Annotated in this window: 11 protein-coding genes; all 11 read left to right on the top strand. The window is 70.3% G+C overall.

Going from position 1 to position 13,283, the window contains the following annotated elements:
- Positions 1-414: cupin domain-containing protein (locus VGR37_23490; protein ID HEV2150383.1), on the top strand; the 414-nt coding region annotated here is incomplete at its 5' end.
- A 61-nt stretch (positions 415-475) separates the two neighbouring features.
- On the top strand, positions 476-1,480 hold the full coding sequence (locus VGR37_23495) for an NAD-dependent epimerase/dehydratase family protein (GenBank protein HEV2150384.1): 1,005 nt from the start codon (positions 476-478) through the stop codon (positions 1,478-1,480).
- Positions 1,481-1,557: 77 nt separating this feature from the next.
- Positions 1,558-2,286, top strand: coding sequence for a tetratricopeptide repeat protein (locus VGR37_23500; protein HEV2150385.1), 729 nt, complete (start codon positions 1,558-1,560; stop codon positions 2,284-2,286).
- A gap of 67 nt (positions 2,287-2,353) precedes the next feature.
- Complete coding sequence (bamD, locus tag VGR37_23505; GenBank protein HEV2150386.1) at positions 2,354-3,112, top strand: outer membrane protein assembly factor BamD; 759 nt, start codon at positions 2,354-2,356, stop codon at positions 3,110-3,112.
- Entirely contained in the window at positions 3,096-3,716 is a 621-nt protein-coding gene (gene nadD / locus VGR37_23510) for a nicotinate-nucleotide adenylyltransferase (GenBank protein HEV2150387.1), read from the top strand. The genes bamD and nadD overlap by 17 nt, the downstream gene beginning before the upstream one ends.
- Positions 3,710-6,922 (top strand): preprotein translocase subunit SecA, encoded by a 3,213-nt coding sequence (secA, locus tag VGR37_23515; GenBank protein ID HEV2150388.1) that lies wholly within the window; start codon positions 3,710-3,712, stop codon positions 6,920-6,922. The genes nadD and secA overlap by 7 nt, the downstream gene beginning before the upstream one ends.
- Positions 6,923-7,100: 178 nt before the next feature.
- Complete coding sequence (radC, locus tag VGR37_23520; GenBank protein HEV2150389.1) at positions 7,101-7,829, top strand: DNA repair protein RadC; 729 nt, start codon at positions 7,101-7,103, stop codon at positions 7,827-7,829.
- Complete coding sequence (locus VGR37_23525) at positions 7,822-10,047, top strand: bifunctional (p)ppGpp synthetase/guanosine-3',5'-bis(diphosphate) 3'-pyrophosphohydrolase (GenBank protein HEV2150390.1); 2,226 nt, start codon at positions 7,822-7,824, stop codon at positions 10,045-10,047. Before radC ends, VGR37_23525 begins: the two co-directional genes overlap by 8 nt.
- A 127-nt stretch (positions 10,048-10,174) precedes the next feature.
- Positions 10,175-12,235: an excinuclease ABC subunit UvrB gene (gene uvrB / locus VGR37_23530; protein HEV2150391.1), complete on the top strand. Its 2,061-nt coding sequence runs from the start codon at positions 10,175-10,177 to the stop codon at positions 12,233-12,235.
- Between the two features lie 6 nt (positions 12,236-12,241).
- Positions 12,242-12,712, top strand: coding sequence for a tRNA (adenosine(37)-N6)-threonylcarbamoyltransferase complex ATPase subunit type 1 TsaE (gene tsaE / locus VGR37_23535; GenBank protein HEV2150392.1), 471 nt, complete (start codon positions 12,242-12,244; stop codon positions 12,710-12,712).
- Positions 12,713-12,735: 23 nt separating this feature from the next.
- The coding region (gene tsaB / locus VGR37_23540; GenBank protein HEV2150393.1) for a tRNA (adenosine(37)-N6)-threonylcarbamoyltransferase complex dimerization subunit type 1 TsaB at positions 12,736-13,283 on the top strand (548 nt) is incomplete at its 3' end.

Genomic DNA, 13,283 nt, shown 5'->3' on the forward strand with positions numbered 1-13,283 from the left:
CGGCCGGACGGGCGCGAGCCGACGTTTGCGCCTTACCTCTTCCGAACACCTGAGATGATCGAGTCCCGCCCCGCCGCCGTCTCCGCCCCGAAGATCGTCGAGAAGCCCTGGGGCCGCGAGATCTGGTATGCCCACGAAGACCGCTACGCCGGGAAGATCCTGGAGGTCACCAAGGGCCACGCCCTCTCCCTGCAGAAGCACGAGCGGAAGCAGGAGACCATGTACCTGCAGTCCGGGCGCGTGCTCTACCACCTGAACGGCGAGGACTTCGAGATGGTCCCGGGCGACTGCCTCACCGTGCGCCCCGGCGACGTGCACCGGATGACGGCGCTCGAGGACGCGGTCATGCTGGAGGTCAGCACCCCCGAGCTGGACGACGTGATCCGGCTCGAAGACCGCTACGGCCGGAGCTGATCCGCCCACCCGGCGGCGCCGCGCGCGTGGATCTCGCCGCACTCCCCCAGGAGGCGCGACCGTGAGACTGATCGTCACCGGCGGCGCCGGGTTCATCGGCAGCCATCTATGCGAGCGGCTGCTGGAGCGGGGTCACGCGGTCCTGGCCGTGGACAACTTCGACACGTTCTACGACCCACGGATCAAGCGGCAGAACGTCGCGGATCTCTCGTCGCTCCCGGGCTTCTCGCTCGTGGAGGCGGACGTGTCCGAGCCGGCGGAGCTGCAGGAGCGCATCGCCGCAGCCGGGTGGGATGGCGCCGACGCCATGGTCCACCTCGCGGCACGCGCGGGAGTCAGGCCCTCGATCGCGGATCCGCTGCTCTACTCGCGGGTGAACGTCGAGGGCACTCTCGCGGCGCTCGAAACCGCCCGGAAGCTGGGGATTTCCCGCTTCGTGTTCGGCTCTAGCTCGAGCGTCTACGGGAACAGCCCCCGGGTTCCCTTCTCGGAAAGCGATCCCGTCGACCATCCGATCTCGCCGTACGCGGCGACCAAGCGGGCGGCGGAGCTGCTCTGCAGCACCTACCACCATCTCTACGGGATGTCGGTGGTGTGTCTCCGCTTCTTCACCGTGTACGGTCCGCGGCAGCGTCCCGATCTCGCCATCCACAAGTTCGCGCGTATGATGGACGCGGGCGAGCCGATCCCGATGTACGGCGACGGGACCACCGAGCGCGACTACACGTACGTCGACGACATCCTCCAGGGGATCGAAGCGGCGATCGGCTACACGGGCACGCACCCGGGGGCCTTCGAGATCGTGAACCTGGGGGAGAGCCGGACGGTGCCGTTGCGCGGGCTGGTGGACCTTCTCGCCGACGCGATGGGGGCCTCCCCCCGGATCGAGTGGCTGCCGCCCCAGCCCGGGGACGTGGAGCGGACCTACGCCGACATCCGCAAGGCGCGGGATCTGCTCGGGTACGCCCCCGAGACCCCGATCGAGGAGGGGCTTCCCCGATTCGTGGACTGGTTCCGCCGGTCAGCGTCCGGGCTTCCGCCCGGCGCCAGCGGCCCGGGTGCCTGAGTCCCGTCCCGCCGCGCGCTTGCCCGCATCCGGGAGAAGGTCTATCTTCTCCCGGATTTGCCTTTTCCGGAGACCCCATGGCGCAAGATCAGACGATCGAGCAGTTGATCGCGCGCGGCAAGGAGGCCTACGGCCGCAACGCCTACCTCGCCGCGCTGGAAGACTTCCAGGAGGTGGTGCGGCGCGAGCCCCGCTTCGCGGACGTGCACAACCTGGTGGGGCTGTGCCTCAGCCTGCTCGGGCGCCCCGAGGAGGCGGTGGAGGCGTTCGGCCGGGCCACCGGGGTGAACCCGCGCTACGTGGAGGCGCACCTCAACCGCGCCATCACGCTGAACGACCTGGGGCGGCTGGACGAGGCCCGCGAGTCGTTCGAGCGCGCCGCACAGGCCGACGAGGCCCGGTCCGGGCGCTTCCCGGGCGCGGTCTCCGCCCGGCTCGCCAACCAGCACGCCGAGCTGGGCGACCTGTACGCCGAGGCCGGCGCCCTGGCCGAGGCCGAGGCGCAGTACCGGCAGGCGTGCGAGCTCCGCCCGCGCTTCCTGGACCTCCGCACGAAGCTGGGGCGCACGCTCATCGACCTGGGCCGCCCGGAGGACGGCGCCGCGGAGCTCCGGGCCGTCCTGGAAGCGAACCCGGCCTACACCGGCGCCCGCGCCAACCTGGGGCTCGCGCTGTACCGCGCGGGCGACCACGCCGCGGCCGAGGCCGAGTGGGAGCGCTGCCTGGCGCAGCAGCCGGGGAACGCGCAGGTGAGCGGCTACCTGGGGATGCTGCGGCGGCAGCGCGAGACGCCGTCCGCCGGTTGACCCGCGCGCACGCTCCGCGCTCCCGCGCTCCTGAAACACGCCCCGCCACCCGGGGTAACAGACCCGCATGAGACCAGCTTCGCTACTTCGACTCTCGCTCGCGCTCGCCGGTTTGCTGCTCCTGGCGGCCTGCGGCGGCAAACAGGGCCCCGCCCAGCTCGCGCCCGACGTCCTCTTCGAGCGCGGCATGAACGCGTACCGCGCCGGGAGCTACGGCCGCGCCGTCGACCTCCTCGACCGCTTCCTGCAGGGGAACCTGGGGGACCCCCGCACCGCGGAGGCCCGCATGGCGCTCGCCCGCTCGCGCATGGAGAGGCGCGACTACCTGCTGGCGGCGGGGGACTTCACCCGGCTCCTGAACGAGTCGCCGCCCGACTCGCTCCAGCTCCCGGCCCGCTTCGGCATCTGCCAGGCGTACCAGCGCCTCTCGCCCAAGCCGCCGCTCGACCAGGAGTACACGCAGGCCGCGGTCACCTACTGCGAGTCGGTGGCCTCCTACTACCCGGGGACCTCCCAGGCCAACCAGGCGACGCAGTGGGTCGGGGAGCTGAGGAGCCGGCTGGCGCAGAAGTCGTACGAGACCGGGATGTTCTACTTCAAGCGGGGCGCGTACGACGCCGGGGTGATCTACTTCAACCAGGCGGTGGAGCAGTACCCGGACACGCCGGTCGCGCCGGCGGCGCTCCTGCGGATCGCGGAGAGCTACGACCGGATCGGCTACAAGGAAGAAGCGGCCGAGGCCCGCGCCCGGCTCCTGCGCGACTACCCGCAGAGCACCGAGGCCCTGACCCAGCAGCGCGCCGCGGGGAGTGGCACCACCGGCTGAGGTGCAGCGGATCGGGGTGCTGGGCGGTACCTTCGATCCGCCGCACCACGGCCACCTGATCGTCGCGGCGGACGTGCACGCCGCGCTCGGGCTCCACCGGACGCTCCTGGTCCCCGCCGCGGTGCCGCCGCACAAGCGGCACACGGTGCAGGCCTCCCCGGAGGCGCGGCTGGAGATGCTCCGCGCGGCCGTGCGGGGGGACCCCCGCTTCGAGGTGGACGACCTGGAGCTGCGGCGTCCCGGTCCGTCGTACACGGTGGACACGCTGCGCGCCCTGCGGGAACGCTACCCGGGCGCGGAGCTGTTCTTCGTCATCGGGGCCGACAACGTGCAGGAGCTCGGGTCCTGGCGCGAGCCGGAGGAGATCGTCCGGCTCGCGCGCATCGTTGCGGTCCCGCGCGGGTGTGAAAACGCAGACGCGGACGCCCCGTTCCCCTTCCTTTCCGTCCCGGTGAGCCGAGTCGGGATCTCGGCGACCGACATCCGCCGGAGGGTGGCGGCCGGGGAGTCCATCCGATATCTGGTGCCCGACCCGGTGCGCGACGTCGTCGCGCGCGAGGGGCTGTATCGGGAGCCCGTACCTTCAGGGAAGAACCCATGCTGAAGAAAGTCGTAAACGCCCTGTTCGGGACGAGCCATCAGCGCGAGCTGAAGCGTCTCTGGCCCCTCGTGGACCGCATCAACGAGGAGTGGGAGCGCCTGCAGGACGTCTCCGAGGAGGAGCTGCGCGGCCAGACGGCCAAGTTCCGCGACTTCATCCGGGAGTCCACCGCCGAGGTGGAGGCGGAGCTGGAGGAGCTCCGGGCGCAGAAGCGCCGCTCCGAGAGCGCCGCCGAGCGCGAGGGGATCGCGCAGCAGATCGGCGACGCGGAGGCCCGCCTCAAGGCCGCCATCGAGGCCGCGCTCGACGAGATCCTCCCCGAGGCGTTCGCGACCGTCAAGGAGGCCTGCCGCCGCATGGTGGGCACCGAGGTGAGCGTCACCGGGAGCACGCTGACCTGGGACATGGTCCCGTACGACGTGCAGCTCATCGGCGGGATCGTGCTGCACCAGGGGAAGGCCGCGGAGATGGCCACGGGCGAGGGGAAGACCCTGGTGGCCACCCTCCCGCTCTACCTGAACGCCCTCGCCGGGCGGGGCGCGCACCTGGTCACGGTCAACTCGTACCTGGCGCAGCGCGACTCCGAGTGGATGGGGCACGTGTACCGGTACCTGGGGCTCACCGTGGGGTGCATCGACCTCCACGAGCCCAACACCCCGGCGCGGCGCGAGGCGTACCACGCCGACATCACCTACGGCACCAACAACGAGTTCGGGTTCGACTACCTGCGCGACAACATGGTCCACTCCGCGGACCAGCGCGTGCAGCGGGTGCACCACTACGCCATCATCGACGAGGTGGACTCGATCCTCATCGACGAGGCGCGGACCCCGCTCATCATCTCCGGACCCGTCAGCTCCGAGGCCAACACGGCGTACGGGCGCTACAACCCGATGGTCGCCGACCTGTACCGCCGGCAGACGCGCATCGTCGCCGAGCTGATCGCCGACGCGGAGAAGGCCATCGCCGAGGGCGACAGCTACCGCGCCGGGGAGCGGCTCCTGGCCGCCAAGCGCGGGGTGCCCCGGAGCAAGAAGCTCCTGAAGATGCTCTCCGACGACCCGGGGCTGCAGAAGCTGATCGGGAAGGTGGAGGCGGACTACATGCGCGAGAAGCGGCTCCACGATCTGGACGAGCAGCTCCTCTTCGCCATGGACGAGAAGGGGCACAACGCGCACCTGACCGACCAGGGGCTGGACGTGCTCGCCCCGGGCGACCACGACGCCTTCGTGATCCCCGACATCTCCGAGGGGGTGCACCGCGTCGAGATCGATCCCGACCTCACCATCGACGAGAAGCGCGAGGCTCGGGAGGCGCTGGAGCGGGAGTACGCGGAGAAGAACGAGAAGATGCAGGTGGTCCACCAGCTCCTCAAGGCGTACGCGCTCTTCAACAAGGACGAGCAGTACGTCATCCAGGACGGTGAGATCCTGATCGTGGACGAGTTCACCGGCCGGATGATGCCCGGCCGGCGCTGGTCCGACGGCCTGCACCAGGCGGTCGAGGCGAAGGAGGGGGTGACGGTCAAGGCGGAGACGCAGACGCTGGCGACCATCACCATCCAGAACTACTTCCGGATGTACGTGAAGCTGGCGGGGATGACCGGCACGGCCGAGACGGAGGAGGGCGAGTTCCACTCCATCTACGGGCTGGAGGTCATGGTGATCCCCACCAACCGGCCGATCCAGCGCGACGACCGCCACGACCTGGTCTTCAAGACCAAGCGCGAGAAGTACAACGCGATGATCGAAGAGATCGAGCGCCTCCACAAGCTCGATCTCCCGGTGCTGGTGGGGACGGTGAGCGTGGACGTGTCGGAGACGCTCTCGCGGATGCTCAAGCGGCGCGGGATCCCGCACGAGGTGCTGAACGCCAAGTACCACGCGCGCGAGGCGCAGATCGTGGCGATGGCCGGGCAGCCCGGGGCGGTGACCATCGCCACGAACATGGCCGGCCGCGGCACCGACATCAAGCTGGGCGCCGGCGTCACCGAGGACCGGACCTATACCGACGGCGAGGGGAAGGAGCAGAGCGAGATCGGCGGGCTGCACATCATCGGCTCCGAGCGCCACGAGTCGCGCCGCATCGACCGGCAGCTCCGGGGGCGCGCCGGCCGCCAGGGCGACCCGGGGGCGTCGCAGTTCTTCCTGTCGCTGGAAGACGACCTGATGCGCCTCTTCGGCTCCGAGCGCATCGCCTCCATCATGGACCGGATGGGCGCCGAGGAAGGGGAGGTCATCACCCATCCCTGGATCAGCGGGTCGATCGGCAAGGCGCAGCAGCGCGTGGAGATGCAGAACTTCGAGGCGCGCAAGCGGCTGCTGGACAACGACGACGTGATGAACCAGCAGCGCGAGGTGATCTACGACCTCCGCTCCTTCGCCCTGGAGGGCGGGGAGGAGCTGAAGGGCGAGGTGTGGGACATGATCGAGAAGACGATCCCCACCCTGGTCGCCGAGTACGTCCCCGAAGGCGCCCACACGGAGGAGTGGGAGCTGGTGGGGCTGCGCAACCGCCTGCTGCTGGACTACGCCATCTACCCCGAGCGGCTCCCGGAGCAGCCGGAGGGGGAGCACGACTTCGGAAACGTCGCCGAGCTGGAGGAGTACCTGCTGGAGGTGGCGCGCGAGGCCTTCCACCGCAAGCTGGAGCAGTTCGGGGAGGCCACCGACGCGGTCCTGCGCTTCATCGTGCTGGCGACCATCGACGAGAAGTGGAAGGACCACCTCTACGACCTGGACCACCTCAAGGCGTCCATCGGGTTCCGCGGGTGGGGGCAGAAGGACCCGCTGATCGAGTACAAGAAGGAGGCCTACGACACCTTCGTGGACCTCATGCGCGACCTGCAGCTGTCCGTCGCGCGGTTCTTCTTCCGGGCACAGCTCACGCCGTCGGCTCCGCCGCCGATGCCGCAGCCGGAGTTCTTCGGGACGCCGAACCGCACCGAGGAAGCGGGCGAGCCCGCGCCCGCGGAGGGTTCGGCGGACGGGCCGCAGGGCCGGGCCGCGTCGCCCGCCCGGCGCTCGTCGGCCGGGCTGGGGGTGAACCCGTTCACCGCCGTCCCCGGGACCCCGTCTCCGGGAGAGACGGTCACCAACCGCACCGAGCCGCGGGCGCCGCAGCCCGCGCTGGCCGGCGAGGTGGGCAGGAACGACCCCTGCCCGTGCGGGAGCGGGAAGAAGTACAAGAACTGCCACGGCCGGGCCTGAGCGCTTCGAGGCCTCCGACGGCCCTGCACGACACGGCGGCCGCCGCTCTTCGGGGCGGCGGCCGTCGTCGTTTCTTTCCCCCGGCCGTTCGGCTAGATTGTGGACGGGGTGAAGCGCTGCGCGTCCGCGTGCGCCACGAACGATCCGAACATTTGTGCAGGTGTATTCAAATTCCGTAATGGCAACCAGCTACACGATCAAGACCTGGCCCACGGAGGACCGGCCGCGGGAGCGGATGAAGACCCTGGGGCCGCGGGCGCTTTCCCCGCGTGAGCTGCTCGCGCTGCTGATCGAGACCGGGACTCCCGCGTCGCCCGGGAAGAAGCCTCGCTCCGCGCTGGACCTGGCCGGCGACTTGCTGCAGAGGCTCTCTCCCGGCAGGGGGAAGGAGTCGCTGCGCCGCATCATGACGGCGTCGCTGGGGGAGCTCTGCTCGGTGCAGGGGATCGGTCCGGCCAAGGCCGCCAAGATCCTGGCTGCGATGGAGCTGGGGCGGCGCGCGGCCGAGGAGGCGCGGCCGGACCGGGACCGTGTCCGCACCCCGCGCGACGTCTACGACCGGATGCGGCTGATGCTGCGGGACCTGCCGCACGAGGAGTTCCACGTCCTGCTGCTGAACACGCAGAACGAGGTGCTGCGCGACCTGCAGGTGACGCGCGGCACCCTCGACGCCTCGCTGGTGCACCCGCGGGAGGTGTTCCGCACCGCGGTGATGGAGTCGGCGGCGAGCGTGATCCTGGTGCACAACCACCCCAGCGGGGACCCCACCCCCTCCGACGAGGACTGCGCGGTGACCGAGGAACTGCGCGCGGCCGGGGCGACGCTGGGGATCGAGGTGCTCGACCACGTGATCGTGGGGGAGGGGCGCTACGTGTCTTTTGTCGAGGCGGGTCTCTGGGATGGCTAGCACCGCACTCTCCATGCTCCCGCCCGAGCGGGCCGAGGAGGCGCTCGCAGTCGCGCGCGCCGTCCTCCCGCCGCGCCTGCTCTCGAAGATCGAGGACTACATGGAGCGTCTCGACGTCGAGATGCTCACCCGCGCCTACGAGTTCAGCCGCATCGCGCATTCGGGGCAGAAGCGCCGCTCCGGCGAGGACTACATCGTCCACTGTGTGGAGGTCACCGAGATCCTGGCCGACCTGCACCTGGATACCGTCACCCTGGTGAGCGCGCTGATCCACGACGTGGTGGAGGACACCACGGCCACGCTGGAGGACGTGCGCGAGGCGTTCGGCAAAGAGGTCGCCACGGTGGTGGACGGGCTCACCAAGATCTCCCGCGTCCAGTTCCGCACCAACACCGAGCAGCAGGTCGAGAACTACCGCAAGCTCCTGCTCTCCATGGCGCAGGACGCGCGCGTGATCCTGGTGAAGCTGGCGGACCGGCTCAACAACATGCGCACCCTCCAGCACCTGCGGGAGGAGAAGCGCCGCCGGATCTCGCTGGAGACCCGCGAGATCTACGCCCCCCTGGCCCACCGGCTGGGGATGGCGCACATCAAGTGGGAGCTGGAGGACCTCTGCTTCAAGTTCCTGGAGCCGGAGGCGTACCGCGACCTGGCGCGCAAGATCGCGGAGAAGCGCACAGAGCGCGAGGAGCTGATCGCGCAGCTCCGACAGCCGCTGGACGAGGACCTGCGTGCCGCCGGGATCGACTGCGAGGTGACGGGGCGCCCCAAGCACCTCTATTCCATCTACCGGAAGATGCAGCGGCGCGAGAAGGAGTACGACGAGATCTACGACCTCATGGCGATCCGCGTGATCGTGGAGACCGTCACCGACTGCTACCACGCGCTGGGAGTGATCCACAACCGCTGGACGCCGCTGCAGGAGCGCTTCCACGACTACATCGCCACCCCGAAGTCCAACATGTACCGCTCCCTCCACACGACCATCTTCGGTCCGGGAGGGCGGCTGTACGAGATCCAGATCCGCACGCGCGAGATGCACCGCACCGCAGAGCTGGGGATCGCGGCGCACTGGAAGTACAAGGAGGGGCGCGGCGGCGACGAGGTGGACGAGACGCTGACCTGGTTCCGCCAGGTACTGGAGTGGCAGCAGGAGACGCGGGAGCCGGACGAATTCATGGAATTCCTCCGGATCGACCTGTTCCAGGACGAGATCTTCGTCTTCACCCCGGGGGGCGACGTGAAGCAGCTCCCCAAGGGCGCCACCCCCATCGACTTCGCCTTCGCGGTGCACACCGAGGTGGGGCTGCACTGCGCCGGGGCCCGGGTCAACGGCCGCATCGCCCCGCTGGCGCGCGAGCTGAAGAACGGCGACACGGTGGAGATCGTCACGGACGCCAAGCAGCGCCCCTCGCGCGACTGGCTGGCCTTCGTGAAGACGGCCCGCGCGCGGAACAAGATCCGGCAGTGGATCAAGCAGGAGGAGTTCGACAGCTCGGTCCGCCTGGGGCGCGAGTTCATCGAGCGGGAGATCAAGAAGGCGCGCAAGGACCGGGTCTCGGAAGACCGCTTCGACACCGTCGCCAAGGCGCTGGACCTCGCCGACGCCGCCCACCTCTTCGCGGCGCTCGGCCGCGGCGACGTGGGGCCGCAGGCGGTGTTCCGGGAGCTCTGGGGGGAGACCACCCCCGCCGGGCCGCAGAAGCCCCCGTCCGCGTTCGACCGGCTGGTGGACCGGGTGCGCGGCAAGCCCAAGGGGGTGCGGATCCAGGGGATGGACAACCTGATGGTCCGCTACTCCCAGTGCTGCCAGCCGGTGCCGGGCGACACAGTCACCGGGTACATCACCCGGGGCCGCGGGATCTCCGTGCACCGCACCGACTGCCCCAACCTCCTCCAGCTCGCCGACCACCCGGAGCGCCGGGTGGACATCGAGTGGGAGTCCGAGGTGGGGGAGCGCTTCTACGTGCGCATCGTCATGGAGGGGACGGACCGGCGCGGGCTCTTCGCGGAGATCGCGAGCACCATCTCTCAGACCAACACCAACATCCGCAGCGCCGACATCCAGGCGGACGAGTCGGGGATGAAGGGACAGTTCGTCGTCGAGGTGGAGAACCTGACCCACCTGAACCGGGTCCTCAGCGCGATCCGCAAGGTGAAGGGGGTGATCTCCGTGGAGCGGCGGGAGAGCATGGGGGAGAGCGACCTGGAGGCGTGATCGCACTCCCGCACCTCGCACTTTCGCACTTGCTTTTCCGTGAACCGTCCACTTTCTTCGGTGTATCTACGGTGTTGAAGCGCCGGCCCGGCAGGGCCCCCGTCGTCCCGAGCCGATCCCACTGAAGATGTCGTCCTTCAAGCTCGTTTCGCCGTTCTCGCCCAAGGGCGACCAGCCCCGGGCCATCGGGGAGCTCACCGAGGGGCTCGCGCGCGGGGACCGGTACCAGACGCTGCTGGGCGCCACCGGAACCGGGAAGACGCTCAGCATGGCGCACGTGATCGCCAACCACGGGCGGCCGGCGCTGGTGATGAGCCACAACAAGACGCTCGCCGCGCAGCTCTACGGCGAGCTGAAGCAGTTCTTCCCGCACAACGCGGTCGAGTACTTCGTCTCGTACTACGACTACTACCAGCCCGAGGCGTACGTCCCCTCCACGGACACCTACATCGAGAAGGACTCCAACATCAACGAGGACATCGAGCGGCTGCGGCTCCGCTCCACCTCGTCGCTGATGGAGCGGGAGGACGTGATCATCGTCACCTCCGTCTCCTGCATCTACGGCCTGGGCGACCCGCAGGCGTACCGCGAGCTGATGCTGACGCTGCAGCGCGGGCAGAAGATCGGGCGGAAGCAGATCCTGGAGGGGCTGGTCAACATCCAGTACACCCGCAACGACGTGGCCTTCGAGCGGGGCACCTTCCGCGTCCGCGGCGACACGGTGGAGATCTACCCGGCGTACGAGGAGCAGGGAGTCCGGGTTGAGCTGTGGGGCGACGAGGTCGACCGCATCTCCCGGTTCGACCCGCTCACAGGCGAGACCATCGCCACGCTCCCCCGGGCCGCCATCTACCCGGCGAAGCATTTCGTCACGCAGAAGCCCACCATCGAGCGGGCGGTGCAGCGGATCCGCGCCGAGCTGGACGAGCGCCTCAAGCAGCTCCTCTCGGAGAACCGGCTCCTGGAGGCGCAGCGGCTCGAGTCGCGGACCAACTTCGACGTGGAGATGATGCTGGAGATCGGGACGTGCGCGGGGATCGAGAACTACTCCCGCCACCTCGCCGGCCGCGGCGAGGGCGAGCGTCCCGCCTGCCTACTGGACTACTTCCCGGAGGACTACCTGGTCTTCATCGACGAGTCGCACGTGACCGTCCCCCAGATCGGGGGGATGTACAACGGCGACCGCGCCCGCAAGACCACGCTGGTGGAGCACGGCTTCCGGCTCCCCTCGGCGCTCGACAACCGCCCGCTCAAGTTCGACGAGTGGGAGGCGATGGTCCCCAAGGCCGTGTTCGTGTCGGCGACGCCGGGCGCGTACGAGCTGGAGAAGAGCGGGGGCGTGGTGGTGGAGCAGATCATCCGCCCCACCGGGCTCCTGGACCCGGTGGTGGACGTCCGCCCCGTGCGCGGGCAGGTGGACGACCTGATGGCGGAGATCCGCGAGCGCGAGAAGAAGGGGGAACGTGTCCTGGTGACCACGCTCACCAAGCGGATGTCCGAGGACCTGACGGACTTCTTCCAGCAGGCGGGGGTGCGGGTGCGCTACCTGCACTCCGACATCGACGCGCTGGAGCGGGTGGAGATCCTGCGCGACCTGCGGCTGGGGAAGTTCGACGTGCTGGTGGGGATCAACCTGCTCCGCGAGGGGCTGGACCTCCCCGAGGTGTCGCTGGTGGCGATCCTGGATGCCGACAAGGAGGGCTTCCTCCGCTCCGCCTCCTCGCTGATCCAGACGGTGGGGCGCGCCGCCCGCAACTCGGAGGGGAAGGCGATCCTGTACGCCGACAGGGTGACCGGCTCCATGAAGCGGATGATGGAGGAGACGGAGCGCCGCCGGGAGCTGCAGGCGGAGTACAACCGCGCGAACGGGATCATTCCGCAGACCATCATCAAGTCGGTGCAGGAGATCGAGCGCTCCACCCGGGTGGCCGACGCGCGCACCCGGGCCGAGCCGGAGCCGCGGGTCCGCAAGGTGGCGGAGAAGCGCGCGACGTACGACGCCAGGAGCCCGGAGATGCTGCTCAAGGAGCTGGAGCAGGAGATGCGGGACGCGGCGGCGCAGCTCGACTTCGAGCGGGCGGCGCTGCTGCGCGACCAGCTCCTGGAGGTGCGGGCGCAGGTGGACGGGGCGAAGAAGGCCACCCCCGCGGCGGCGCCGAAGCGCTCGCTCGGGGCGCTGCGGGGCTGACGAACCATGCGGAGCGAGGCGGTGCTGACCGAGGAGGAGCTGGCGGCCTGGGGGGAGCGGGTCGGCGCGGAGGTGGAGGTCCCCGTGGTGTTCGCGCTGAACGGCGACCTCGGGGCGGGGAAGTCCACCCTGGCGCGCGCGGTGGCGCGGGGGGCGGGGGTGGAGGGGGCGGTCCCCTCGCCGACCTTCAACCTCCTGTTCCGCTACGAGACGCCGCGGGGGTCCGTGCACCACCTGGACCTGTACCGCCTGGAGCGGCAGGACGACGTCTGGGAGCTGGGGTGGTCGGAGCTGGCGGCCGGTCCGGACCTGGTGCTAATCGAATGGGCGGAGAATGCCGACACTCTCCTCCCGTCCCCCCGCTGGGAGGTCACGCTGGAGGAATGCGGCGACCCGGACCGCCGTCGCGTGGAGCTGGCCCCGGTCGGCGAGCCCCCCGCGCTCCCGCCCCTCCCGGCGGACGGAGGCGCGCCGTGAGCCCCGCGCCGGAGGGACCCGTCTTGGCGCTGGACACTTCCACCTCCGTCGGCTCGGTGGCCGTGGGGGAGGGGGAGCGGCTCCTGGCCGAGGTGGTGCTGAACGTCGGGGCGGGGCATTCGTCCGAGCTCCTCCCGGCCATCGACCGGGCGCTGCACTCCGCCGGGCTGGAGCCGAAGGAGCTGGCCGCGGTGGTGGCCGGGGGGGGGCCGGGCTCCTTCACCGGGGTGCGGATCGGCGCGGCGACGGCTAAGGGGATCGTGCATGCCACCGGGGTGCCGCTCTTCGCCTATTCCAGCCTGCTGGCCGCGGCGGCGGGGTGCTGGGGGGCGGACCGCCCGGTCTGCGCGCTCTTCGACGCGCGCCGCCGCGACGTGTACGCCGCCTGCTATCGCTTCGGCGCGGGGGTGGAGGAGGTGCTCGCACCGCGCGCCGGGACGCTGGAGGAGGTGCTGGACCGCTTCCGCGGGGGCGACCCTCCGCTCTTCACCGGGGAGGCCGCCGTGATCCACCGGGCCGAGATCGAGCGGGAGCTGCCGGGGGCGCGGGTGGTGCCCGCCCAGCTCGCGGC

The organism is Longimicrobiaceae bacterium, from assembly GCA_035936415.1.
GTDB lineage: Bacteria > Gemmatimonadota > Gemmatimonadetes > Longimicrobiales > Longimicrobiaceae > JAFAYN01.